The organism is Geotalea daltonii FRC-32 (genome assembly GCF_000022265.1).
In the GTDB taxonomy this organism is placed as follows: domain Bacteria; phylum Desulfobacterota; class Desulfuromonadia; order Geobacterales; family Geobacteraceae; genus Geotalea; species Geotalea daltonii.
In genome coordinates this window covers 412,329-436,280 of sequence record NC_011979.1, presented here as the reverse complement: position 1 = coordinate 436,280, position 23,952 = coordinate 412,329, and the positions used below count along the sequence as shown (strand labels likewise).

The following is a 23,952-nucleotide window of genomic DNA, read 5'->3' as shown; positions in this document are numbered from 1 at the left end:
GAAGACTGATCGAACCATCAGCCTCTCTCCTCACTTGCGGATTAAACGTTGCGTCGTTGCGCTGTCGCGTGAAACTGCTCAGGGTTGATGCTCGCTGTGGCCTGCGCTGAAGCGGTCTCGCGGTTTCAATCACCTCTCCCACCTTCAGCTTTGCCCATGCAGCCTCCTGTAATTTTTCCCTTTGACATTTAGTATTAACACTTTATTATTTGTTTCTAACTAATACTATTTTAATTTTATCGTCACCCTTATCGCTCACTCCTTTGGGTGACCGGCTCGGTTAAAGCTTTTTGTCCGCTACGTAGGCCTTCTACGAGCTTCCATGCATTGAGGAGGATGGTCATGGCAAAAAAAATTGTCACCGATGAGGCAAAGCTCACTTCCGGAATGATCGCCGTCAGGGAAAAGGGAGGTCATGCCATTCCGGTCGCGCCGGGCGACAGAGGGGCGCAGGCATTTTCTCCGTCCATGGTCAAGAAGGCTTTCGGGAACGTCGAGCCTGAAGACCAGCCGCAGGATGATAAGAAGACGATCGTTGCGGCTGTCGAAGGAAAAGAAGCCGATGGTGCCGTGACCGCAGCCATGCCGGTACAGGCAGAGACTGCAGAACCACGGCCTGCTACCGGCAGCGACATAGCCAAGACCGGCGATAAGGATGAAGACCGGTCCAGCGGCAACGGAGGCTGGTGGCTGCTGGGGGGAGCCGGCCTGGCGGCAGTAGCCACGGGGATCGGCCTCGCTTTTTCCGGGGATGACAGCGATGGCTCGCCCCAGGGCATGCACAGCAATGACACCGAGGTGTTCAACCCCGCAAACCCGGGGTCCAGCCCTGCCAACTCGGGGTCCAATCTCGCCAATTTTATGCCGAACCTGGGCAACTACGCCGTTACCCTTGCCGAAAACAGCGCCAAGGGTACGCCGGTAGGAAAGGTATCCGCTACCGACGCCGACGGCGATACGATTACCTACACCATAATCGCCGGAAACGACAATGGCGCCTTTGCCATCGATGCCGCCAGTGGGGCAATCACCGTTGCCGACGCCTCAAAGCTCGATTTCGAAGCCACCCGAGAATTTACTCTCACTGTCCAGGCATCGGACGGCAGGTTAAGCGATACGGGCACGGTGACCATCAACCTCGTCGACCGCAATGACAACGCCCCGGTCATCACTTCCGGCAGCAGCGGTACCGTCGCCGAAAATGCCCCAACGGATACCGTCATCTACCAAGCGGCAGCCCGGGATGCGGATACCGAAACCACCATCACCTACAGCCTCAAGCCAGGAGAAGACACCTCCCTGCTCACCATCGATCCCGGCAGCGGCACAGTCACCCTCAATAACAGCGCCGATTTCGAGACAAAGACTTCCTACACCTTCACGGTCATTGCCGGAGATGGAGTCAACAGCAGCGAGCAGGCGGTCACGGTCAGCGTTCTCAACCTCAATGACAACAGCCCGATCTTGACCTCTGGCGCAGGCGGCAGCGTTGCCGAAAACGCTCCCATCAGCACCGTCATCTATCAGGCAGCGGCCAGCGACGCCGATGGCGATGCCAGCTTCACTTACAGCCTCAAGCCGGGAGGAGATGCCGATCTGCTCCACGTGGATTCTGCCACCGGAGCGGTCACCCTCCGCAGCCTCGCCGATTTCGAGAGCAAGCCGGGTTACAGCTTCACCGTTGCCGTCAGCGACGGCATCCATACCACCGAACAGGAAATAGCCGTCAGCGTCACCGATGTCAATGAAGCACCGGTCATCACCAGCAACGGCGGCGAGGCAACCGCAGCCATAAGCGTCAGCGAAAACCAGGCCGCCGTTACCACCGTGACCGCCACCGACGTGGATGCCGGTGACAGCAGAACCTTCAGCATCACCGGTGGTGCCGATGCGGCACTGTTCGCTATCGATGCTGAAACGGGAGCATTGACCTTCCTGGCGGCCCCGGACCGTGAAAAACCGGCAGATGTCGACCACAACAACATCTATGACGTTCAGGTCGCCGTCACCGACCGGGGGGGGCTCTCGGATGTGCAGGATCTGGCGGTTTCCGTCACCGATGTCAGGGAACATGTTGTCGTCGAGGCATCGGGTACATGGCTCGATCTGAATGCCAACGGCATCCGGGACGGGGAAGACCGCATCCGGGCCGTTTTCACCCCCGGGACGGGCAATGTGGACCTTGCGGCCGTCCATGGAGTCATCCATTACAACAACATCCCCAGCGGGGCAATCGACCTGAACGGTTTCGGCGCTGATGACCGGATCGAGATAGATGCCCAGGCATTTATTGATAACGGCCATGAAGGCCTGCAGATCCTCACCCGACCACATATCACGACCCTCGATGCTTTTGCAAAATTTGCCATCAGCCATAGCGGCAAAACTGACAATGGCCTGGAGGACCTGGCCACCGGGACCCGCTATTTCAACCACAATACCTATGAAGCCCTGGCTGCCCCGCCGAGGACCGCAGGGGTGAGCCTGACCCTGCACGATGCAGGCAACCTCCACTTCAAAAGCAATGACGGCCCCACCGCCATTGAAGGGCAACTGGCATCCGGGCTACCATCCGGCGTACCGCTGCAGCAGGTGGTCGATTTCGTCCACCTTCCTGAAAAACCGGCTGTCATCCATGTGGTTGTGGAACGGGACGGCGCCGTCATAGACACCGACGGCGACGGCGTGCGCGATAGCGGCGAAAACCGTCTGGCGGTATTCGATGCAGGAGGAAGCGCGGACCTGGGAGGCACGGCAGGAGTGACGGTACATTTCAACGACGTTCCCCTCAACGCCCTCAACCTGACCGGCTTCGGCGCCGACGACAAGGTCGAGTTAGATGTCCAGGCGCTGGAGCAGCACAATGTCCTCAGATCGGCCACCCGCCTGGCCGGCCTCACGGCCCTCACCACCATCACCAATATCCTTAACCCCATCAGGGTCGGTTATACCTTCAATTCGGCCGGATCTTCCCCGGCACGACTTATTGTCAGGGAAACGCCGCTGTCGATCCCTTTCAACGGACTGCCTGCCAATGCCAACGCCGTAATGGGTATTGCCGACATGGGAGCGAACAAAGGGAATGGCGCACTCGCCTACTGGAGCGACTCGGGCAATGCCCTCAACGATGCCCGCCACATCCTCCCAAGTTACACGGGCAACAATGAGGGGGGGGTACTGGAGACACTCAACTCGAACGCACCCCATGGGGGGCTGGTGGATTTTGTCTGGCCGGAAAACGTGATGGTTGACGGCAGCGGCGCCTGGATCGACGCCAATGGCGACGGGCGCAGGGATGCGGGGGAGACGACCGCCGTCGATCTGAAAGGCGATCTGGCAGCCAATCCCGTTACGGTCCATGTGAACGGCATCCCGACGACCCCCCTGGATTTCAGCGGTTTCGGTTCCGACGATCGACTGGTCGTCGATATGGATGCCCTTCGTCACGGCAATGATCAAAGGGTCCTGGCAAGTCAGCTTACCGCAGCCGGCCGCCCCTGGACGGACGGCTACGGTTTCAGTGGCGGCACCGCTGGAGCCGGCGGCAAAACCGGGGTATTCCTGGCGGGAAACACCCTCAAATTCGGCCACGGCACACCGGGGACCGGTACCGTTTCCCTGCAGTACACCGCAGCGGGGGAACGTGAAGGGATCATTGCCCTCGATGCCAGGGCCCTTGCCCATCACTTCGATCAGGTTATGTTTGTCGATTCCGGAGCGGGACCCGCCTGATGACCGATGCTTCTTTCCTTGAGCCCGCAGGCTGCGAAGATTACTCGCGGCGGATTCCGGCAGGTCTGCAGTGCGGCAATGCCGCGAGTCAGGCAAAGACGCCGAGAACCCGAGCCGCCCATGCCCTCACGGCAGCCATGGAAAACGAACGTAAAACCGCACTGGCTGTACTGGCCGAGTTTCCTGCCCCCCGAGATCGAGACGACAGGGAGACGCTGCTCTCTGTTGGGAGTGCCTGGTTCAAACTGGGAGCCCCACAGACGGCCATCCCCTTCCTCCAACGGGCATGGCAGGGCAACGACCGGCATCCGATCGTTGCCGCCCGGCTTGGCGCTTGCCTTCTGGCTGCAGGGCACGTGACGGAAGCCTTGCCGGTGCTGGAACGGGCGGTTGACCTGCTCTCCGGTTCGGGCGGAGCCTGGCTGAACCTGGCGCGGGGATACCTGGCAGTGGGAGAGGCGGAAAAGGCGCTGGAAGCCCTGGATCGGGCGGCACCCCTCCCTGGCAAGGATGAACATCTCTACCGCATGTCCCGCGTAGATGCCCTCTCTCGCCTTGACCGGCAAGAAGAGGCCGAATCGATGATGCGTCAGGCCTTCGACCGGGGGGACCGGGGAGCGACAGCGGCGCTGGTGCATCTGCTGGGCGCCCGCGGGCAGCACGAGGAGGCATGGCATCTGCTGATGGATGCGCTGGGGGATATGCCTGACGAAACGGATCTGATGGGCCTTGCGGCTGAACTGGCACAGGTGCGGGGACAGTTCGGCGAGGCAGCCCACTGGCTGAAGCGGGCGCTGGAAAAGGAACCCGACAACGCCCGCCTCTGGTCGTGCCTGGCCATGCTGAGCAGCCGCCACCTTGGCGTGAATTGTGCCAGGGAAGCCGCCGACACGGCCCTTGCCCTGACCGAGGACACGGGTGGTCCCCTCCGAGCCCATGCCTTGGCAGCCCATGCGCACGTGTTGGCAGAAGGAGATCAACGTGCTGAGGCCGAAGGGGCCTACCGGGAAGCGCTGGCCCTGGCGCCCCGTTTCGCACCGGCCCTCACCGGACTGGGGAACCTGCTGATGCAGCGGGGGCGCGTCGAGGAAGCAACGGCCCTCTACCAGACGCTGAAGGAAATTGCTCCCCTGCAAGGGTGGAGCCAGTTGATCCAGGCCCGGGAGGTGCCGGAGGAGACTGCGGTACTGGAGCAGCTGGCCCTGGCGGCCCGCAGGCCAAGCCTGGAAGGGCCGGTGCAGTCCCACCTGCTCTTTACCCTGGCGGCAGCGTGGGAAAAGAAAGAGGACTATGACAGGGCCTGGCAGTTTGCGGCCGAGGCCAACAGGGCGGCACAGGAACACGTCTCCTATCGCCCCGAGCAGCACCGGGCCCGGGTGGAACGGGAGATGGCCCGGTTTTCCGCTGCGTTCATGGGGAGCCGCGCCGGTTATGGCATAAGGAGCCGGCTTCCGACCTTTGTCCTCGGCATGCCCCGCTCCGGGACAACCCTCGTGGAGCAGATCCTGGGGAGCCACAGCAAGGTATTCGGCGCCGGCGAGCTCTCGCTGATTCCCGAGCTGATCCGCACGTTCAATGCCTGGGAGATGAAGCTGGGAACGAGGCGCTCCTATCCCGAATGCATCGATGACCTGGGGAAAGAGGAATCCCGCCGCTTCGCCGAAAAACACCTGGCCCAACTGCAGGCTTATGCCCCCACAGCCGAGAGGATCGTGGACAAGCTTCCCCACAACTTCGAGCACATCGGCCTGATCAAGCTGCTGTTTCCCGACGCGGCAATCCTGCACCTCAAGCGCGAGCCGCGGGACGTGGCCGTCTCCAACTTCTTTACGGACTATGCCTGCAAATTCAGCGGCATGGGCTTCGCCTACGACCTTGCCTGGATCGGTGAACAGCTGGTCGATCACCAGCGTCTGATGGACCACTGGCACCGGGTCTTTCCCGGGCAGATCCTGGAGGTGGATTATGATGCCCTGGTCGAGGACGTGGAGGGATGGGCACGCCGGATCATCGATTACCTGGGACTGCCGTGGGAGGACGAGGTCCTCTCGTTCCGGCAACTGGACCGGCCGGTGAAGACCGCATCCGTCTGGCAGGTGCGCCAACCGGTGTATACCACCTCCAAGGCAAAATGGAAGCGGTATGCAGAACACCTGGAGCCGCTGGAAAGCACCCTGGCTGACATCCCCCCCCTGCCCGACCCCCTTCCCCTTCCCCGCGTGCCGGCAGGGCTCTTTCTCGAAGGAATGGCGCACCTCCAGGCAGGCCGATTCACGGACGCGGAAGCCGCCTTCCGGACGCTGACAGCGGCCCGTCCGGCACATGCAGCGGCCCACCACTTTCTCGGCGCTGCTCTCCTCCAGCAGCAGAAACCGGTCGAGGCGAGAAAAGCCATGCGCCGCTCCGTGGAACTGCTCCCCATACACCGCCAATGGCTGGAGAATCTCCTGGCGGTGGAAGAGGCGCTGGGAAACAGGAGAGAGGCCGAAGAGCTGGCGGCGATGATTGCCGGGCGCTCCGACACCGGACCGTGCTCCCCAGGAAACAATTCCGATCACCTCGCCAGCGGAGCTGCCTGATGGCTGGATGGTGTCGCGCGCTGCTGGTCTGTTCGCTCAGTCTCCCGTTGCTGCCCCTGCCGCTCTCTGCCCAGGATGCGCCACGTACGGAGGGAATCGTCGCGGCGCTCCGCAATGCCGTTGCCCTGCATCCCAGTATCAAGAGCAGGCTCAACGAGCTGAATGCCCTGGACCTGGAACTGCAGTCGGAAAAGGCACGGCGCCTCCCGTCCCTGTCCCTCCAGGCACAGGCCTTGACCGACGAACAGTCCCAGGTCTTCGCCCGCGTCCAGCAACCCCTCTGGGTGGGCGGGCGGATTGACGGCACCATCGAGCAGGCCGGCATGCGGCTACGCTCGGGCCACGCCTCGTTGCTGGCGCTGCAGCGCCAGCTGATGGAGGAGACAGCGGCGGCCTACGCGGTGCTCATCGGCTTCAGCCGGCGTCTGGCCGCCATCGACAGGAACGTGGCCGAACAAGAAAAACTGCTGGGGCTCATCTCGCGCCGCCAGGCGGGTAGCATCGCCTCCGAAGCCGATGTGCGCCTGGCACGCGCACGGCTGACCCTGGCCATTACTCAGCGGGAACAGGCGAAAGGGGAGCTGCAACGGGCGCTGGCTGATCTTCAGGCCCTGACCCAGGAGCCGGTAGGCCCGCTGCTCCCCATCCCCGACAGGCTCTTGGCGCTGCCCGACTTCACCGGGATTGCGACAGGCATCGTCGAAGCCTCGGCGACCGTCCACCAGCGTCAGGCCGATGTGGAGGTGGTACGGACCGAGGTCGAGCTGCGCCGGGCCGACCTGATGCCGAGTCTCTACGCCCGACTTGACCAGAATATCTACGGGAGGGATGGCAAAAGGGACCTGCCGGTGACGACCAAGGCAGGCCTGGTTCTGGAAGGGAGCCTGGAGGGCGCCGGGCTGGCTGGATGGAAACGGATCAAGTCGGCTGAAGCCCGCATCGACGCTGCCCGCAAGGATGTGGAGACTGCCCGCACCGATGCCAGGCGTCGCGCCGAAATGCTCCTTGCCGTGACGGCATCGCTGCAGAGCGTCATGGAGAGCAACGAGCTGCTGGTGACGGCAACGGAGGAAACCTTGGCTTCCTTCATGCGCCAGTATGACGCGGGGAGAAAGACCTGGGTCGATGTGCTGAACGCCCAACGGGAGCTGTCCGATGCCCGCCTCGCCTTGGAACAGACCAGAAGCTCTCTACAGGAAAATACCCTGCGCCTGGCGGTGCAGATTGGAAAACTGGATTCGATAGTGATCGGCCCTTGATGGAGAATGCTGGCATGGCAAATTCGGATGGATTGAAAGGACCCCAGGCAACGGCAATCACGTCGGGGGTACTGGGAAAACTGCTGCTCATGCATGGTCTGCCTGTCCCGAAGGGGGCGCTGGCTGAGGCGTGCAGCACCATGCAGCCTGAGGATGCGGATATACTACCTGCCGAACGCCTCATGGGCATCCTCCGGACTGTCCAGAAAAATGGAGTGCAGGTTGTCCAGCTGCGCTGGAGCCGACTGGACCGACGGCATCTGCCGGTGCTGGTCTGGCATGGAGGGGAGTGGCAAATCGCCTCCCATGGCAGCGGGCGCGTCGTAACCCTTGCCGGAGAGAAGGGAAGCGCGGGACCGGTGCCGGTGGCGGAGCTGGAGGATGCGCCGGTCCTGTGGCTGCAGGTGGAGACTCCCGACCCCGCCGTGGGGGAGGTATTGAAAAGCAGTGCGGCACAGCTGCTGTTGCAGGAGGTGCTGCAAGAAAAACGGTGGCTGGTGGAGGTGTTGATCGCCACCGCCGCCGTCAACCTGCTGGCGGTTGCCAGCTCTCTTTTTTCCATGCAGGTCTACGACCGGGTGGTGCCGACCATGGCCTATACGACCCTGACGGCGCTCAGTGTCGGCATGGCCATAGTGGTGGCGGTGGACTGGATGCTGAAGCACATCCGTGCACGCATCGTGGACACCCTGGCGAAGCAGGTGGACCTGGCGGTCTCCCAGCGGTTGTTCGAGCATGTCATGGGGCTGCGGCTGGATGCGCGGCCGCGCAGCCTGGGGTCGCTCGCGGCCCAGATGAGCGGCCTGGAACCGGCACGCGGTTTTTTCTCTTCGACCATCGTCTTTGCCCTGGCCGACCTGCCGTTCTGCCTCTTGTTCATTGGCCTCATTGCCGCTATCGGCGGCAGGGTAAGCATCGTGTACCTTGTGCTGTTGGTCATCGCCCTGGTATGGGGATGGGTTGCCCAGAAACAGCTGCGCAGGCTGGCCCGCCAGGAAATCACCCGCGGGCACGAGCGTCACGGGCTGCTGGTGGAGATGATCCAGGGGGCGGAAACCATCCAGGCAGCGGGCGCCGGTTGGCGCTTTGCCGAATTGTGGCGGACCATCACGGCGACGATGGGGGCACATGCGCTGCAAAGCAGGACCATTACCAGTACCACCTTGACGACCACCGGCACCCTGGGCACCCTGGCCTATGTGGCGGCCATAGTCGTCGGGGTGACGCGGATCGAGGCGGGAGACCTGACCACCGGCGGGCTCATCGCCTGTACCATCCTGGGGGGGCGGGTCATCGCTCCCATTGCCCAAGGGGTCCAGTTGCAGGTGCAGTGGTACCACGTCCGCGAATCCCTGGCCATGGTCAACCGGCTACTGGCCCTGGAAACCGGCCGCCCGGAGGACGGGAGCCTGCTCGCCCCCGAAACACTCACCGACCGGCTCGATCTGGAAGGAGTCCGCTTCGCCTACCCGAACTCGCCGGTCATGCGCCTGCAGTTGCCCGAGCTCCACTTCGCCGCCGGAGACCGGGTGGTCCTGCTGGGACCCAACGGCTGCGGCAAATCCACCCTCCTCAAGGTGGCGGCCGGGTTGTACCGGCCGAGCGAAGGGCAGGTGCGGCTGGGAGGGGCTGATATCTGGGAGCTGGACAGCCAGGTGATCAACGAACGGATCGGCTACCTCCCCCAGGACATTCACCTCTTCAAGGGCACACTGAAGAGCAACCTGCTTCTGGGCGGGGGAGCCAGTGACGGGAAACTGCTGGAGGTGGCCCAACTGCTCGGCATCGACCGCATCGCCGCCGACAACCCGCGCAGCATGGAGCTTGAGATCAGTGAAGGGGGCACAGGACTGTCGGGAGGGCAGCGGCAGCTGGTGGGGCTGGCCCGGCTCTTCCTGGCACAGCCGCGGGTCTGGCTGCTGGATGAACCCACCTCCTCACTGGACCTGGAATCAGAAAACCGGATCATCGAGGCTTTAAGGGAGGCGGTACGTCCCACCGATATTCTCCTCATCGCCACCCATCGGCCCCGGCTGGCGGTGCTCGCCAATCGGGTTATCCTCATGGGCCGGGGCCGGGTCATAGCCGACGGCAAACCTGAAGAAGTGCTTCAGCAGCAGCCGCGCCGGGGACGGCGGCTGGTACAGACGGTGGGGGCCTGATATATGCCGCACTTGTCCGAACCTGGTAAAAGACCCGCTCTCGGCGGCCATTCACTGATTCTGTGGGTGCTCATTATCGCTCTGGCGGTCACTGTTTTCTGGTCTTCCCACTACCGGATCGACCAGAGTGCAAGGGGCGCCGGTACGGTCATCGCCACCAGCAGAGTTCAGGTGATTCAGGCGGTCGACGGGGGGGTGCTTAAATCACTGAAGGTGCGGGAAGGGGATTCAGTCAAGCAGGGACAGGTGCTTGCGGTATTGGATCAGACCCGCTTTGCCGCCCAGGTCATGGAGCTTGATTCCCGGCTTGCCGCCCTGCATGGCCAGGCAGCCAGACTGCGGGCAGAGGTTACCGGGGCATCGGAAATACGTTTTCCAACCAACCTGGGAAGATTTCCCGAGTTGCTGGATGTCCAGAAGGCCCTTTTCACCCAGAAGCGTCAGAGCCTGGACGAGGAACTGCGCACACTGGGCGTGGCGGTCAGATTGGCCAGAGAGGATGCGCGCCTGGTGGCGGAGCTGGCAAAGACCGGCGACGTGAGCCGCTCCGAGGTCATCAAGGCGGAGCGTGCCCTGAATGATGCCGAAGCGCAGCTGATAAACCGCAAGAACAAATACTACCAGGACGCAAGGGCGGAACTGGCCAAGACCGAGGATGATATCGGCCAGAACGAACAGGTAAGAACGCCCCGCGCCCAGCAGCTGGCAGACAGTGTCATGAGATCGCCGGTGTCGGGGATCGTAAAGAACGTACGGGTCACCACCCAGGGGGGGGTGCTGCGTGCCGGGGAGGAACTGCTACAGATCGTGCCGTTGGATGATGTCCTGATCGTGGAGGCGAAAATCAGGCCCTCAGATATTGCCCTGGTGAAGCCTGACCTCAAGGCCACCATCCGCTTCGACGCCTTTGACTATACCATGTACGGCTCCGTGGACGGGACGGTTTCCTATGTGAGTGCGGATACCATCAAGGAAGAGGGAAAAACCGGCGAGCTGACCTATTACCGGGTTCATGTTGCCACCAGCGCCAAACCGGTGAAGACCACAACCGGAAGGACCCTGGAAATTCTCCCCGGCATGACCGCCCAGGTGGATATCCGCACCGGGGATCGGACCGTGCTCGATTACCTCCTGAAGCCGCTGCGCAAGACCCTCACCGAATCAATGGGCGAACGGTAGCCGACCTTCCGTCAGCGGGAATACTATTAATGATACCAGGATGGCGTTTAATTTTTGCTCGCAATGGGGGAATTATCGGCTAAACTTAATCAATTTCCATTGGAGGTGGCCTGTGTTTCGTTTTTTCATTCTTGTTGCAGCACTGCTTATCAACACCCCTTACCCGGCAGGTGCGCATCAGGAACCTGCAGCGGCAGCTGAAGCACCGCCAAGAGAGATGAAACAGGTTGAGGAAAAACCTGTGGTCAGCAGTCATCGGCTCTCGATAGGGAAAAAAGAACTAAACTACCAGGTCACCGCCGGCCACCTGCCAGTAATAAGCGACAGCGGCGAAACCGAGGCCCGGATCTTCTTCATCGCCTACACCCTGGAAAACCGGCAGCCGGAAAACCGCCGACCGCTCCTTTTCGTCTTCAACGGCGGTCCAGGTTCCTCCTCGGTATGGCTGCATCTGGGAACCATCGGCCCAAAGCGGGTGCAGATGCTCCCCGACGGCACCATGCCTCCCCCCCCATACCGGCTCACCGATAACGAATACACCTGGCTCGATCAGGCGGACCTGGTCTTCATCGATCCGGTCGGCACCGGTTACAGCCGGGCGGCCAAGCCTGATCTGGCCAAGAAATTCAGCTCCGTCCAGGGGGATATCGAGGCAGTGGGCAAATTCGTCCGCCTTTACCTGGGGCGTTACGGGCGGTGGAGTTCACCGCTGTTTCTGGTGGGAGAAAGCTACGGGGCCTTCCGCGCCGCCGGCCTGGCCGATTACCTCCTTGAACACGGCATCGCCATGAACGGCACCATCCTCATTTCCGCCATCATGAACATGCAGACCGTCTCCTTCGATCCCGGCAACGATCTCCCCTATGCCCTCTACCTCCCCAGTTACACCGCCACCGCCTGGTACCATGGCAAACTCGCTACCCAGGCTGCCGATCCGGATAAAATCCTGCAAGAGGCAGAAGCCTGGACCGAAAACGAATATCTTACCGCCTTGGCCAAGGGAGACCGGCTCTCGCCGGACGAACGAAAGACAATCGCCGGCAAGCTCTCCCAATTCACCGGCCTTAGCCCGGCCTTTATCGAAGGCCACAACCTGCGCATCGACAGCAGAACTTTCGTCAGGGAGCTCCTCCGTGACCGGCAGCTGGTGACCGGCACCATGGACAGCCGCTTCCTGGCGGCAAATGTGGATCCCTCCTCCCCCCACGGCTTTGATCCCACCGTGGCCGCCATCCGCCCCCCCTATACGACCCTGTTCAACGATTACATCCGCAATGAGATCGGTTTCCGGTCGGACATGGAGTATTTCATTCTTGGCGGAGGCATCGGCAGGTGGGACTGGGAAGCAAAAAACGGCTATGCCGACACCAGCGAGGATCTACGGGAGGCCATGGCCAAGAATCCTTATATGAAGCTGTTCGTCGCCATGGGCTGCTTCGATCTGGCAACACCTCATTTCTCCACCGAATACACCCTCAACCATCTGGGACTGACACCGGCTCTGCGCAAAAACCTCACTATCCGCCGTTACCAGGGGGGCCACATGATGTATCTCGACCTGGCTGCACTGTCCCGGCTGACCAAAGATGTCACCGCCTTCATCGATGATTCTTTGGCAGCAGCGCCCTAACCAGAAAACTCACCCACCCCCATGGCTCTAAAAAGCCTTGCCCAGTGAAGCAGTATGCTTACTATTAATTTTTTGTTGACCGGTTTGGTATAGTTTGCTATCTAATTAAACTACTAAACTAATCGTATTAATATATTATCTTATAAGGAGCTATTACCATGTCCCGCAGGCAAGGTTTTCCCAGCAAAGCCGATGTAATCGAACGGACTCCTGACCGGGCAGTCAGGGAAATGCTGCAACACATGGGAAAAATCGGCATTGAAACCCCCTTTGATCGCTTTGACACCCAGAAACCCCACTGCGGCTTCGGCCTCTCGGGTACCTGCTGCAAGAACTGCCACATGGGCCCATGCCGCATCACCGCCAAGAGTCCGCGTGGCGTCTGCGGCGCCGACGCTCATCTTGTCGTCGCCCGCAACATCCTGCGCTGGACCGCGGCAGGGGTGGCTGCCCATGGTGCACGCGGCCGCGAAGTGATGCTGGCCCTCAAGGGTGCCGCGGATGGTGCTTTGGACCTGCCCATTCTCGGCCCGGACAAGGTGATTGCCACTGCCAAGGCTTTCGGCATTTTCGAAGACGGGAAAACAATTAAAGAGCTGGCCGCGGAAATCGCCATGATACTGCTGGACGATCTCTGCCGCACCCTTCCCGGGCCCCACCGGACCCTTGAGGCCATGGCTCCGCCGGAACGATTGCAGGTCTGGCGAGAGCTGGACATCCTGCCAGTGGGAGCCTACCACGAAGTCTTCGAGGCACTGCACCGCACCACCACCGGCACCGACGGCGAGTGGGAGAATGTCACCCGCCAAATGCTGCGTTGCGGCCTGGCCTTTGCCTGGAGCAGCGTCGTCGGGTCGGCCATCGCCATGGACTGCCTCTATGGCCTCCCCAAGCGGAGCAGAATCAGCACCAATCTGGGGGCCATCAGCGAAGATACGGTCAATATCGCGGTTCATGGGCACTCACCGGTACTGGTGGCGGCCATTGTCAAAGCCGCCCGGCGCAGCGACCTGATTGCAGCCGCCCGACAAGCGGGAGCCGCCACTATCCGCCTCTATGGCATCTGCTGTTCCGGTCATTCGGCCCTGGCCAAGTTCGGCGATATTACACCACTGACTAACGCCGTGGGGGCGGAACTGGCGCTGGCAACGGGCGCCATCGATCTGTGGGTGGCTGATGTTCAGGATGTCTTTCCCGGCATCATGGACGTGGCTGCATGTTTTCACACCCGGGTCGTCACCACCAGCGATTCGACCCGCTTGCCCGGCGCCGAACATATTGCCTTCGATCACCACCACAGCAACTTGGGTGAGGCCGACACCCTGGCCGAGAGAATCGTCCGGCTCGGTATCCAGGCCTATGGCGGGCGGCAGAGCGGCAAGGTTTTCATCCCCGCTGCCCGCATGGAGGCGGAGGTGGGTTTTTCGGTGGAAAATATCCTCGCCACCTTTGGCGGTGCCGACACTCTTCTGGAGCACCTGCGCAGCGGGAGGATCAGGGGGGTGGTCAATCTGGTGGGGTGCAACAACCCCAAGGTGGTTTATGAAGAGGCAGTGGTCAAGGTTGCAGACGAATTGATCGCCCACGATGTCCTGGCCCTGACCAATGGCTGTGCAGCCTATGCCCTGCTGAAGCTGGGTTTCTGCCTCCCCGAAGCGCTGTCGGGAGCCGGCCAGGGGCTGAACTCTGCCCTGACGCAGCACAACCTGCCGCCGGTCTGGCACATGGGTGAATGCCTGGACAATGCCCGCGCCTCGGTTTTTTTCCGCACCATATCCAATGCCGCCAATGAACCGCTCAAGCGTCTGCCGCTGGCCTTTTCCAGCCCGGAATGGTCCAACGAAAAGGGGCTGGGGGCCGCTCTCGGTTTCCGCCTGCTGGGCCTTAACTCCTATCACTGCATTGCCCCGCCGGTGGATGGTTCGGAAAAGGTCGCCCGCTTCATTTACGAGGACACCCGGGAACTGCTCGGTGCGGTTATGGTGATCGATCAAGACCCGGTCGCACTGGCACGGCGGATCGTTGCCGACTTTGACGAAAGAAGGGCCGCCCTCGGCTGGGACAAAGGGAGTGAACCTGCCACAACCCGCCTGTCGGCGCTGCAGAGGCAACAGGAACATAGCCATGCCCATCTCCACGGGCATCCCCATACCCATAACGACACGGAGGATCACAACCATGAATAGACGTCAATTTCTCAAGGCATCCGGCCTTGCCTTGGCGGCAACCGCCGCCCCCGGACTGATCGGCAGCGTATTTGCCGGCAGCAAGGTCAACCTCAAGATCGGCTACCTTCCCCTGTCGGACCACCTGCTGATGATCGCCGCCGAGCGTGAACAGTTCAGAACCGTTGGCATCAAACCGGTCAAGTTCTCTTCCTGGCCCGAAATTGCCGAGGCACTGAAAAATGGCGCTATCGACGGCGCGTTCCTCCTCACCCCCATCGCCCTCACCCTGCGGCAGAAGGGGGTACCTGTGAAGGCAGTGCTGCTGGGACATCGCAACGGCAGCGCCGTTACCGTTAGAAACAACATCGGCATCAACCGGGTCGAAGACCTGAAAGGGAAGACCATTGCCGTTCCCAGCCCCTTTTCCACCCATAACATACTGCTCAGGAAGCTGTTGACCGATAAGCACATGGACCCGGCGCGGGACGTAAAGATCATCGACATGGCCCCGCCGGAGATGCTCAATGCCTTGGCCACCGGCCGAATCCACGGCTATATCGTCGCCGAGCCCTTCGGCGCCCAGGCCGAAGCCCGGAACGTGGGCAAGATCCTCACCCTTTCCAAGGACATCTGGCCCAACCACATCTGCTGCGTTCTCAATCTGCGGGAGACGGTCATCAACTCCCATCCCGAAGCGGTACAGGAACTGGTTACCGGCTTCACCCGCACCGCCGCCTTCATCGAAGGGAACCCCGCCGCGGCCGCCAAGGCATCTACCCGTATCCTCGGCCAGCGTCCCGAACTGATCGAGAAGGTCCTCACCTCTCCCCGCGACCGGCTGAGCTTTCTGAACCTGGCGCCGGCAAGGGCTGATTTTGCCGCCACCCAGGACTACATGATCAAGTTCGGTATTGCCAAAAGCAAGACCGACCTAGCCGGCTACCTGGACGGCCGCTTTGCCTGATTGCCTGTTGTGAAAGGATAGAAAAACGCTTATGAATGGTTTCATCAGCAAATTGGCCCGACTGGCACTGCCATTGACTTCCCTGATCGCCTTCACCCTGCTCTGGCAGGTGGCTGCCCGCCGCTACCCACCCGAACAGTTCCCCGCCCCGAGCGATGTGGTGCGCGCCATTGTTGAGCTTGCAGACATGGGCACCCTCTGGAGCCACATGGGCATCAGCCTGGCCCGCTTCGGGGCGGCCTATCTACTGGCAGTACTGGCAGGGATTCCCCTGGGGCTTTTCCTTGGCCGTTTCATCCGCTGCCACAAAGCCATTGACCCGCTTATCCAGGTGCTCCGCCCCATTTCCCCCATTGCCTGGTTTCCCCTTGCAGTTCTCTGGTTCGGTATCGGCAATGCACCGGCGGTTTTCATCATTTTCCTGGCATCTTTTTATCCGGTGCTGCTTGCCACTATCAGTGCAGTACGGGCCGTTCCACCGGTTTATCTCAAAGTGGCCGGCAACTTCGGCGCCCGGGCAGACATGACCTTTCTACGGGTCATCGTCCCGGCAGCGTTTCCGGGGATCATGGTTGGATTGCACATAGCGGTGGGAACCGGCTGGATCCATCTGGTGGCAGGGGAAATGCTGGGAGCCCAGTCGGGGCTCGGCTTCATGATCGTCGATGCCCGCAACTTCCTGCGTACCGACCAGATCATGGCCGGGATGCTGCTGGTCGGCCTGCTCGGTCTGGCCATCTACAGGGGGATGAAATCGCTGGAGCGAATTATCGGCCGGCGCTGGGGGGTAAGCCAATGAATGCTGCTGCAAACACTGCTCAGATTGTTCTGGAGGGGGTGGAAAAACGCTTCCGTTCTGCCCGTGGAGAGATGCAGACCGCTCTTACCCAGGTGGATTTGCAGATAGGAGCCGGCGAATTCGTCTGCCTGGTCGGCCCCAGCGGCTGCGGCAAGACAACGCTCATCAACCTCATGGCGGGTTTCGAGCGCCCTTCGAGCGGTCTGGTGACCATAGACGGCAAACCGGTCAGCGGCCCCGACCCGGACCACATCATGATCTTCCAGGACTACGGCCTGTATCCCTGGCGCTCGGTCCTCGGCAACGTCCTCTTCGGCCTGCAGGCCCGCGGAATCTCCGCGGCCGAGGCCCGACCAAGGGCGCTGGCCGCATTGGAACTGGTCGGGCTTGCCCATGCTGCCGAAAAGCACCCCCATGAGCTTTCGGGAGGCATGAAGCAGCGGGTGGCCATCGCCCGTGCACTGGCCGTGGAGCCGAGCATCCTTTTCATGGACGAGCCGTTCGCCGCCCTGGATGCCTTCACCCGTTTGCATCTGCAGGACGAACTGCTGCGCATCTGGGAAGAGACCCGCTCCACCGTCGTCTTTGTCACCCACGATCTGGATGAAGCCATAGCACTCGGCCAGCGGGTCGTCCTGATGGCTTCCGGCCCGGGACGGGTACAGAAGGTGCTCAACATTCCCCTCGCCCATCCCCGGGACCGTACCTCGGACGATTTCGCCACCGTTCGCCGTGAACTCTTCGAAGAATTCCACCTGGTGCATAAACGTGCGGCCATGGCCGCTGAATACACAATCTAGTCTCTGCGGCCTTGCTTGCGGGGCGTACCCATCCCCCCTTCTATCTTCCCCCATAAAGGGGGAAGCAAAGAATGCTATCTCCCTATGAGAGAGAGATAGAGAGAGGGTCCGTACGTCTCCGCGCAATCCCCTGTATTCCTTGCCAGGACAAAATATCCCCCGTTTCCGTGCTGCTGTAATCGCCAACGGCCTATCCATAGCCGTTGGCGATTTTTTTGTTCTTCAGACATTTCCGAGGAAGGCAGTCGTGGCGTCGGGAGTGAGCGACGAGCTACAGCGGCGAGCGGACGCCCGCCCCATGTTGGACGGAGGCGATCCGTCACTTGAAGGATCGTGCACCGTTACGCGGGCGACACAGCAAGGTCCGCAGCAGTAGCGACAGAGCGAACAGACGACGCCACGACTGCCTTGTTATGTCCCCAGGAAACGTCTGGAAGAATTTTTTTGCCCAACTGAAAAAAATAGTTGACAGTTGTTTCAGAAAAATATAGTTTAAGTTCAAACGATATGATTTTAAATCAATTGCGAGCGTATCACCCCGAAAAAATATAAAGGAGGAGCACACCGACAGTACCCATAAGATCCAGGCAGAAAAATTTTTTAGGCAATAAGTTCAATATTAAACAATTTATTATCAACACAACAAAAGGAGAAACAACCATGAAACGCATTGTCACATCCATCGCAGCAATCATCGCCCTGTCCCTGCCGGTCATCGCTTCGGCCTCCAGCTGGAAGATCGACGCCGATCATTCCAACGTGGGATTTAAAGTCCGCCACCTGATGGTCTCCAATGTCAAGGGGAGCTTCGAGAAGGTAGCTGGCGTCCTTGAGCTCAACGACAAGGACATCACCAAGTCCAAGGTTGACGTCACCATCGACACCGCATCCATCAACACCAACGCCGCCAAGCGTGACGAACACCTGCGCAGCGCCGATTTCTTCGATGTGGCCAAATACCCGACCATGACTTTCGTTTCCAAAAGCGTGGCGAAAGCAGGGAAAAAGCTTAAAGTTACCGGCAATCTGACTCTGCACGGAGTGACCCGTCCAGTGGTGCTCGATGTGGATGCCCTGACCAAAGAAAGCAAGGACCCTTGGGGTAACTTCCGCCGCGGCACCACAGCAACCACTACCATCAACCGCAAGGATTTCGGCCTGGTCTGGAATGCCGCCCTTGAAACCGGTGGGGTAGCCGTTGGTGAAGAAATCGCCATAATTCTCGAAATCGAACTGATCAAAAATAAATAAGCACCAAGGAGAGAACTTACCATGACCCAAGCACAAGGACCGATCGTACTGGAACTGGAACCGGGAACCTACTACCGCTGTACCTGCGGAAAAGCCGCCACACCTTTCTGTGACGGCGCCCACCAGGTGACCGACTGCACCCCCATCTCCTTTGAAGTCAAGGAGAAGCAGCAGGTATATCTCTGCAACTGCGGCAAGACCGCTAACGCCCCCTTCTGCGACGGGAGCTGCGCCAAGTAGGGCAGTAAAACATGCGGCATGACAAGGCCGGACCGGGCGCATTGCCGGTCCGGCCTTTTTTGTGTTCTTCAGACACTTTAAGGAAAGGCAGTCGGGACGGCGGGAGTGAACGATGAGCTACAGCGGCGAGCGGACACCCGCCGCATGTGGAACGGAGGCAACCAACCAATTCAAGAATCGTGCACCATTAACGCGGGCGGCCCCGCAAGGTCCGCAGCTGTGGCGACAGAGCGAACGGACGATGGTGCGACTGCCTTTTATTCCACGTAATTCACGGATGACCTTTTTTTGGACATAGCCATGAAAGCAAAGAGTTATACAATGAAGATACAAGCCATTTCACCACGACCAGAGCGTCAGCAAGGGCTGAGGACAGGCAGCATGGACTCGTTCGAGCAGATTCAGCGCGTGCTCGGCCGCCATCGCCCCCGGACAGGGAAGCCCGGCGACCATGCCGCAGTGGCCATGATCCTGCGCGAGCGGCGGGACGGCCTGAGCGTCCTGCTCATCCAGCGATCGGTCAACGAAAAGGACTACTGGTCAGGCCAGATCGGCCTGCCGGGGGGGAGAACGGAAAGCGCCGACAACGGCCCCATGAACACCGCCCAGCGGGAAACCCGGGAAGAACTCGGCCTGGACCTGTCCGTCGCCCGCTACCTGGGGCGCCTCAACGACATTGCCCCGAGCGGTTTGAATATCGTCGTATCCTGCTTCGTTTACGCCCTTCGGGATGAGCCGGTACTGCACCCGGCCCCCCAGGAGGTGGCCGAGGCCTTCTGGTTTCCCCTCCGGAACATGGATGACCCGGCGGGCCATGCCCGGATCAGGTTCCTGTTCAAGGGACGCATGAGGAGCTTCCCGGCAGTCTCTATCCCCGGACCCCGGCAACGGCAGCTCTGGGGAATCACTTACGACCTGCTGCACCAGTTGAAAAAGGCCATGACCCCTAACAGGTTGTTGTAAAACGTCGAGAGGAGGCCGATATGCAAGGCTTAAGCGAACGAAAAGCCGAAGCGTACCCACTGTACGCTGAGGTTTTGAGCGAGTGATAACGCAGCAGATCGGACCCGCAACAGTTTTTCAACAACCTGCTAATGGATGAAGGTACCGATGCCAAAGCCGAAATGAAAACGCGGCTCGCGGCTTCGTTCCTCCGGCCGCCAGAGGTGGATTTCCCGGATCTCCAGCACCGGATAGGCATAGTCCCGCCCCGCCAGTTCCCTGACCTCCTTCCCCGTCACCGGACCCACCAGGCTCACCAGCATCCCCCGCCGAAAAATGGCCGGATCGAGGAAATCGCCGCTCCTGGCGAGAAAGCGCCCTCCAGAGGTGGGATTGTCCTTAATGTGGCCATTATCATCGGTGGACAGTTGCGCCACTTCCAGCTCTCCCCCATGCCGGCCGTTGCGCACCGCGACAATCGCACCGCCAAGGAGAAACTGGCGCCCTTCATATTGCTCGGGCTGCACCCGCAGCACGCTGAACGGCACATCCCACTCCACCCTGTTCAGGGTCTCGTCGCTGAAGACCCCGGCACAACCGGAAAGACTCATCATCATCAGCACCAACAACAGACATAGGCGCATCGCAGACCTCCTCTGCAGCTATGGTTCAATTTAAGTCTGGCGGCAAACGGGACGATGTCAATGCTGCAGTGCACTCCTCATGAGCAGAAAATAACACCGTATATCCCCTTTATTTCCTTATAGTTTCTTTGAAGTTGTAAAAAAAATTTACACCCCTGCTGCGCTAAAATGGCGATATTTCAATTGAAAGCGACCAGTTATTGGTGTAGATGTTGTCATGCTTTAATTATGTTTCCATTATGCCGGATAGCGACGGCAGCCCATAAATTTGAGCTGCCTGAGGCGGGGGAATCAATGCTGAAGGATATGAAAACGCAGACCCACCTGAAACCGGGGCAAAAGGGGACAAAGCAGCTTGTGGAGCAGTACGGCGATGCGCTCCTTTGTGTACGGTACCGGTATGATGAAAAGCGAGGAGTTCGGTTGAAGACGGTCGAGAACATCGTCGAAGAAAAGCCATGCAGACGCTCACCATACCAGGATGAGACGTAGTTCCCGTCATCGTGGCCTATACGGAAAAGGCCTTTCGGAACCAGCTCAAATCGACGGGCGCCAAATGGGACCCACAGGGAAAAGTCTGGCTTGTCCCCTACGGTAAGATTCGTGGCACAAAGTTGGAAGAGCGAATCATCCCGGCATGAAGGAAGCTCCTTATACAGGCAAGAAATTACCCATATAAGGAGCCCACGGATAAGCAAAATTTGTTTAAAAATGGCCTATATAAGGAACCACTCTAGTTCCCTATATGAGGATCAAATCACCTATACAGGCAAGCGGGTTCCTATATAAGGAACCTGCTCTAACCGGTCAATAACTAGTTGAAAGGACGAACATATGGAAATCAAACTCAAATACGGCTGCAACTCCCATCAAACACCAGCAAACCTGATCATTCCCGAAAATTCCGGCTTTCAGGTTCTGAACGGCACACCGAGCTACATCAATATCCTCGACGCCCTCGGTGCATGGCAACTTGCCCGTGAACTCAAAATTGCCACCAGCAAGCCGGGTGCCGCCTCATTCAAACACACCAGCCCCGCCGGAGCTGCCGTTGCCGGGGCTCTTCCGGATTCATACTGCGCATCGCAATTCCTGTCGCAGAGCGATCTTTCACCGGTCGCCACCGCCTACGTCAGAGCCAGAGGGGGAGACCGGATGTGTTCCTTTGGCGACGTGGCCGCCGTCAGTGACATTGTTGACGTATCCCTGGCAAACGTCCTGAAAAGCGAGGTATCTGACCTCATCATCGCACCGGGCTTCGAACCGGCTGCCCTGGAAATACTCAAAGCCAAAAAGCAGGGCACGTATCTTATCCTTCAGATCGACCCTGACTACGAACCTGCCGAAATTGAACAGCGCGAGGTTTTCGGCTTCGGGCTTCAGCAAAAACGGAATACCGCCCCGGTTTCAGCAGCTCTGTTCCAAAACAGCGTGACAATCGGCAAGTCGGTTTCGCCTGATATTACGGAAACGCTCATTGTGGCGACAATTGCCCTGAAATTTACGCAGTCCAACTCCGTCTGTCTTGCCTACGAGGGGCAGGTAATCGGTATGGGTGCCGGTCAACAATCCAGAGTCCACTGCACCCGCCTCGCCTGTGACAAGGCCGACAAGTGGCTGTTGCAACAGCACCCGAAGACGCTCAATCTGGCATTCAGAGAAGGGTTGAAGAAACCGGACAAGGCAAATATCGTGGATCAATTCCTCCTGTGGGATCAACTATCGGAAGCGGAAAAGAAGCAGATGCGTACGGGGTTCATGAAAGAACCTGATCCGATCAGCGCACAGGAACGGCTGGAATGGGTGAAACAGTTTCCGGGTATCTGCCTCTCTTCCGATGCCTACATCCCGTTCCGTGACAACATCGACCGAGCGAACAGAAGCAACGTGCAGTTCGTGGCGCATGCAGGAAGCTCCCTGCGTGATGAAGAGGTTACCGAAGCGGCAAAACAGTACGACATGACCATGCTGCATACGGGACTGCGGCTGTTCCTGCATTGAGACCGGGCTGACCCCTTTTCCGCTATGCAGGCCGCCTTAAAAGGCGGCTTCCTCGTAAGAAACCTGGTTAGGTCATGAACGCTGTGGTACCAGTTTTATCTCAAGTTTACAGTTAACAGCGGCTGCATACTTGCGAAGCATCTCCAGAGATGGGGAATGGCGGTGAGAACCGAGCGAAGCCTCAACCCTCGCCAACGATGGCTGTGAAACACCCATTTTAGCGGCCACCTGCTCTTGGGTAAGTCCCGCCTGCTTGCGTGCCGCCAGCAGGGCATCCAAGGCTGCAAATTCATCATCCAAGGCATCCCATGCCTGTTTGAAATTGGGGTCTTGAAGATCTTTCTCCAATTCTTTCTTGGGGTGGTACGAAACCGGTTTATAGCTCATGATTGATTACCTCCTTCTGACGAGCAAGCGCTACACCGAGTTCCCGTTTTGGTGTCTTGTCCGTCTTTTTGATGAAGCTGTGTAGAATTATGATCTTTCTCCCAACCATGGTGCAGAAAAATGCTCTTCCGATTCCTTCTTCCGCTTTGGCGCGGATTTCAAAAAGACCATTGCCAAGCGCCCGTGTATGGGGCATTCCCAGATTTGGGCCGTATTCTTCCATGCGTATGGTCAAAGCTCGGAAGCGCGCACGCAAGCCCACAGGCCAAGCATCAAGCTCGGCCTCGACAGCTTCGTTGTAATATTAAAGTCGAAAAACCAAGACTCAAATATATCATACATGTTATAAAAATAAAAGTATTATAAAGGAGTCGCCAACCATCCGGAGAGCATATAATGCCCAACACGCGCTCAGACAGTGACCGGGCGATAAAACCGCCCGCAGGTCAAGCGCAGCCCCGTTAATCGCTGACAAAGTAACCAGAATAGACTTAATTCATCCAGGAGGTCCACCCATGAAACGACTGATCTTCTCTCTTGCCTGTCTCGTGCTTTCCCTGGCGCTGCCCGCCTTTGGCGGTCAGCAGAAGAAGCAGGGAGCTGTCCTTTACGAAATCAAGCGGGACGGCAAAATCGGCTTTATCAACCACCAGGGCAAAGAGGTTATCGCTCCAAGGTTCGATGACGTGCGTGGCGGTTTCATCGAGGGGCTGACCCGGGTCCAGGTAAATGACCTGTGGGGCTTCATGGACAGGAGCGGCAAGGTGGTCGTTTCACCGGTCTATGACGACAACGACGAGTTTTCCGAAGGGTTGGCCAAGGTGAGGAGCAAAAAGAAGTGGGGCTTTGTGGACCATGGCGGCAAGGTAAAAATTCCCCTTGAATTCGAAGATGCGGGTAATTTCAGGGACGGCATGGCAAAAGTGAAGATCGATGGCCGCTGGGGCTTTGTCGACAAAGCCGGAAGGAAGGTCGTTCCCGCTCAATACAAGGATGTGGACGATTTTACCGAAGGGCTGGCGAGGATCAAGTCTGACGGCAAATGGGGCTATGTGGGCAAGAGCGGAAAAATCGCCATCCAGCCTGCCTTCGAAAACGCCGATGCCTTCGTCGACGGACTGGCGCTGGTGGAAATCGACGGGAAAAAGGGATACATCGATCATTCCGGCCGCTTCGTCTGGGGACCGGTCAAGTATTGACCCTTCCGGCCCTCTT

General features: G+C 59.4%; 18 protein-coding genes and 1 pseudogene. 16 read left to right on the top strand and 3 right to left on the bottom strand.

Annotation, left to right across the window (positions count from 1 at the left end):
* Positions 1–342: 342 nt before the first annotated feature.
* The 13 genes from GEOB_RS01815 (at position 343) to GEOB_RS01755 (ending at position 19,726) form a co-directional block, all read left to right on the top strand.
* Entirely contained in the window at positions 343–3,732 is a 3,390-nt protein-coding gene (locus tag GEOB_RS01815; protein WP_012645466.1) for a cadherin repeat domain-containing protein, read from the top strand.
* Positions 3,732–6,311 carry a tetratricopeptide repeat-containing sulfotransferase family protein gene (locus GEOB_RS01810; RefSeq protein WP_012645465.1) on the top strand — a complete coding sequence of 860 codons (2,580 nt, stop codon included), beginning with the start codon at positions 3,732–3,734 and terminating at the stop codon, positions 6,309–6,311. The genes GEOB_RS01815 and GEOB_RS01810 overlap by 1 nt, the downstream gene beginning before the upstream one ends.
* Complete coding sequence (locus GEOB_RS01805; RefSeq protein ID WP_012645464.1) at positions 6,311–7,570, top strand: TolC family protein; 1,260 nt, start codon at positions 6,311–6,313, stop codon at positions 7,568–7,570. The genes GEOB_RS01810 and GEOB_RS01805 overlap by 1 nt, the downstream gene beginning before the upstream one ends.
* A 14-nt stretch (positions 7,571–7,584) precedes the next feature.
* Entirely contained in the window at positions 7,585–9,732 is a 2,148-nt protein-coding gene (locus GEOB_RS01800) for an ATP-binding cassette domain-containing protein (RefSeq protein WP_012645463.1), read from the top strand.
* A 3-nt stretch (positions 9,733–9,735) separates the two neighbouring features.
* The gene (locus tag GEOB_RS01795) at positions 9,736–10,911 is read left to right on the top strand and encodes an HlyD family type I secretion periplasmic adaptor subunit (protein ID WP_012645462.1); all 1,176 of its coding nucleotides are present in this window, start codon (positions 9,736–9,738) and stop codon (positions 10,909–10,911) included.
* A gap of 112 nt (positions 10,912–11,023) precedes the next feature.
* Complete coding sequence (locus GEOB_RS01790; RefSeq protein WP_012645461.1) at positions 11,024–12,541, top strand: S10 family peptidase; 1,518 nt, start codon at positions 11,024–11,026, stop codon at positions 12,539–12,541.
* A gap of 158 nt (positions 12,542–12,699) precedes the next feature.
* Positions 12,700–14,727, top strand: coding sequence for an anaerobic carbon-monoxide dehydrogenase catalytic subunit (cooS, locus tag GEOB_RS01785; RefSeq protein WP_012645460.1), 2,028 nt, complete (start codon positions 12,700–12,702; stop codon positions 14,725–14,727).
* Complete coding sequence (locus GEOB_RS01780; protein WP_012645459.1) at positions 14,720–15,673, top strand: ABC transporter substrate-binding protein; 954 nt, start codon at positions 14,720–14,722, stop codon at positions 15,671–15,673. Before cooS ends, GEOB_RS01780 begins: the two co-directional genes overlap by 8 nt.
* 31 nt (positions 15,674–15,704) lie before the next feature.
* A complete protein-coding gene (locus GEOB_RS01775; protein WP_012645458.1) occupies positions 15,705–16,472 on the top strand; it encodes an ABC transporter permease in 768 nt (255 codons plus the stop codon).
* On the top strand, positions 16,469–17,272 hold the full coding sequence (locus tag GEOB_RS01770; RefSeq protein ID WP_012645457.1) for an ABC transporter ATP-binding protein: 804 nt from the start codon (positions 16,469–16,471) through the stop codon (positions 17,270–17,272). Before GEOB_RS01775 ends, GEOB_RS01770 begins: the two co-directional genes overlap by 4 nt.
* Positions 17,273–17,932: 660 nt before the next feature.
* A complete protein-coding gene (locus GEOB_RS01765; RefSeq protein WP_012645456.1) occupies positions 17,933–18,523 on the top strand; it encodes a YceI family protein in 591 nt (196 codons plus the stop codon).
* 21 nt (positions 18,524–18,544) lie between these two features.
* A complete protein-coding gene (locus GEOB_RS01760) occupies positions 18,545–18,763 on the top strand; it encodes a CDGSH iron-sulfur domain-containing protein (RefSeq protein WP_012645455.1) in 219 nt (72 codons plus the stop codon).
* Between the two features lie 321 nt (positions 18,764–19,084).
* Complete coding sequence (locus tag GEOB_RS01755; RefSeq protein ID WP_230199008.1) at positions 19,085–19,726, top strand: NUDIX hydrolase; 642 nt, start codon at positions 19,085–19,087, stop codon at positions 19,724–19,726.
* Positions 19,727–19,854: 128 nt separating this feature from the next.
* Here GEOB_RS01755 and GEOB_RS01750 read toward each other — a convergent pair whose 3' ends face one another.
* Positions 19,855–20,349, bottom strand: a complete 495-nt coding sequence (locus GEOB_RS01750; protein WP_012645453.1) for a Slp family lipoprotein — start codon at positions 20,347–20,349, stop codon at positions 19,855–19,857.
* Between the two features lie 294 nt (positions 20,350–20,643).
* Between GEOB_RS01750 and GEOB_RS20380 the strand changes: the two genes are divergently transcribed.
* Both GEOB_RS20380 and GEOB_RS01740 read left to right on the top strand, forming a co-directional pair.
* Positions 20,644–20,841: a hypothetical protein gene (locus GEOB_RS20380; RefSeq protein WP_041267036.1), complete on the top strand. Its 198-nt coding sequence runs from the start codon at positions 20,644–20,646 to the stop codon at positions 20,839–20,841.
* Positions 20,842–21,183: 342 nt separating this feature from the next.
* The gene (locus tag GEOB_RS01740; protein WP_012645452.1) at positions 21,184–22,350 is read left to right on the top strand and encodes a phosphoribosylaminoimidazolecarboxamide formyltransferase; all 1,167 of its coding nucleotides are present in this window, start codon (positions 21,184–21,186) and stop codon (positions 22,348–22,350) included.
* Between the two features lie 72 nt (positions 22,351–22,422).
* On the opposite strand, the gene GEOB_RS01735 is transcribed toward GEOB_RS01740, so the two are convergent.
* Both GEOB_RS01735 and GEOB_RS01730 read right to left on the bottom strand, forming a co-directional pair.
* Positions 22,423–22,737: a helix-turn-helix transcriptional regulator gene (locus GEOB_RS01735; RefSeq protein ID WP_012645451.1), complete on the bottom strand. Its 315-nt coding sequence runs from the start codon at positions 22,735–22,737 to the stop codon at positions 22,423–22,425.
* Positions 22,727–23,005: pseudogene (locus GEOB_RS01730) on the bottom strand (type II toxin-antitoxin system RelE/ParE family toxin); the annotation flags it as partial. The pseudogene GEOB_RS01730 and the gene GEOB_RS01735, both read right to left, overlap by 11 nt.
* Before the next feature lie 247 nt (positions 23,006–23,252).
* On the opposite strand from GEOB_RS01730, the gene GEOB_RS01725 reads away from it, so the two are divergent.
* A complete protein-coding gene (locus tag GEOB_RS01725) occupies positions 23,253–23,936 on the top strand; it encodes a WG repeat-containing protein (protein ID WP_012645450.1) in 684 nt (227 codons plus the stop codon).
* The last annotated feature ends 16 nt before the right edge of the window (positions 23,937–23,952 follow it).

Coding starts and splice junctions, on each gene's coding strand:
- GEOB_RS01750 (WP_012645453.1), bottom strand. CDS start 20,349: ATGCGCCTATGTCTGTTGTTGGTGCTGATGATGATGAGTCTTTCCGGT.
- GEOB_RS01740 (WP_012645452.1), top strand. CDS start 21,184: ATGGAAATCAAACTCAAATACGGCTGCAACTCCCATCAAACACCAGCA.
- GEOB_RS01760 (WP_012645455.1), top strand. CDS start 18,545: ATGACCCAAGCACAAGGACCGATCGTACTGGAACTGGAACCGGGAACC.
- GEOB_RS01755 (WP_230199008.1), top strand. CDS start 19,085: ATGAAGATACAAGCCATTTCACCACGACCAGAGCGTCAGCAAGGGCTG.
- GEOB_RS01780 (WP_012645459.1), top strand. CDS start 14,720: ATGAATAGACGTCAATTTCTCAAGGCATCCGGCCTTGCCTTGGCGGCA.
- GEOB_RS01725 (WP_012645450.1), top strand. CDS start 23,253: ATGAAACGACTGATCTTCTCTCTTGCCTGTCTCGTGCTTTCCCTGGCG.
- GEOB_RS01775 (WP_012645458.1), top strand. CDS start 15,705: ATGAATGGTTTCATCAGCAAATTGGCCCGACTGGCACTGCCATTGACT.
- GEOB_RS01815 (WP_012645466.1), top strand. CDS start 343: ATGGCAAAAAAAATTGTCACCGATGAGGCAAAGCTCACTTCCGGAATG.
- GEOB_RS01735 (WP_012645451.1), bottom strand. CDS start 22,737: ATGAGCTATAAACCGGTTTCGTACCACCCCAAGAAAGAATTGGAGAAA.
- GEOB_RS01795 (WP_012645462.1), top strand. CDS start 9,736: ATGCCGCACTTGTCCGAACCTGGTAAAAGACCCGCTCTCGGCGGCCAT.
- GEOB_RS01770 (WP_012645457.1), top strand. CDS start 16,469: ATGAATGCTGCTGCAAACACTGCTCAGATTGTTCTGGAGGGGGTGGAA.
- GEOB_RS20380 (WP_041267036.1), top strand. CDS start 20,644: ATGCTGAAGGATATGAAAACGCAGACCCACCTGAAACCGGGGCAAAAG.
- cooS (WP_012645460.1), top strand. CDS start 12,700: ATGTCCCGCAGGCAAGGTTTTCCCAGCAAAGCCGATGTAATCGAACGG.
- GEOB_RS01800 (WP_012645463.1), top strand. CDS start 7,585: ATGGCAAATTCGGATGGATTGAAAGGACCCCAGGCAACGGCAATCACG.
- GEOB_RS01765 (WP_012645456.1), top strand. CDS start 17,933: ATGAAACGCATTGTCACATCCATCGCAGCAATCATCGCCCTGTCCCTG.
- GEOB_RS01810 (WP_012645465.1), top strand. CDS start 3,732: ATGACCGATGCTTCTTTCCTTGAGCCCGCAGGCTGCGAAGATTACTCG.
- GEOB_RS01805 (WP_012645464.1), top strand. CDS start 6,311: ATGGCTGGATGGTGTCGCGCGCTGCTGGTCTGTTCGCTCAGTCTCCCG.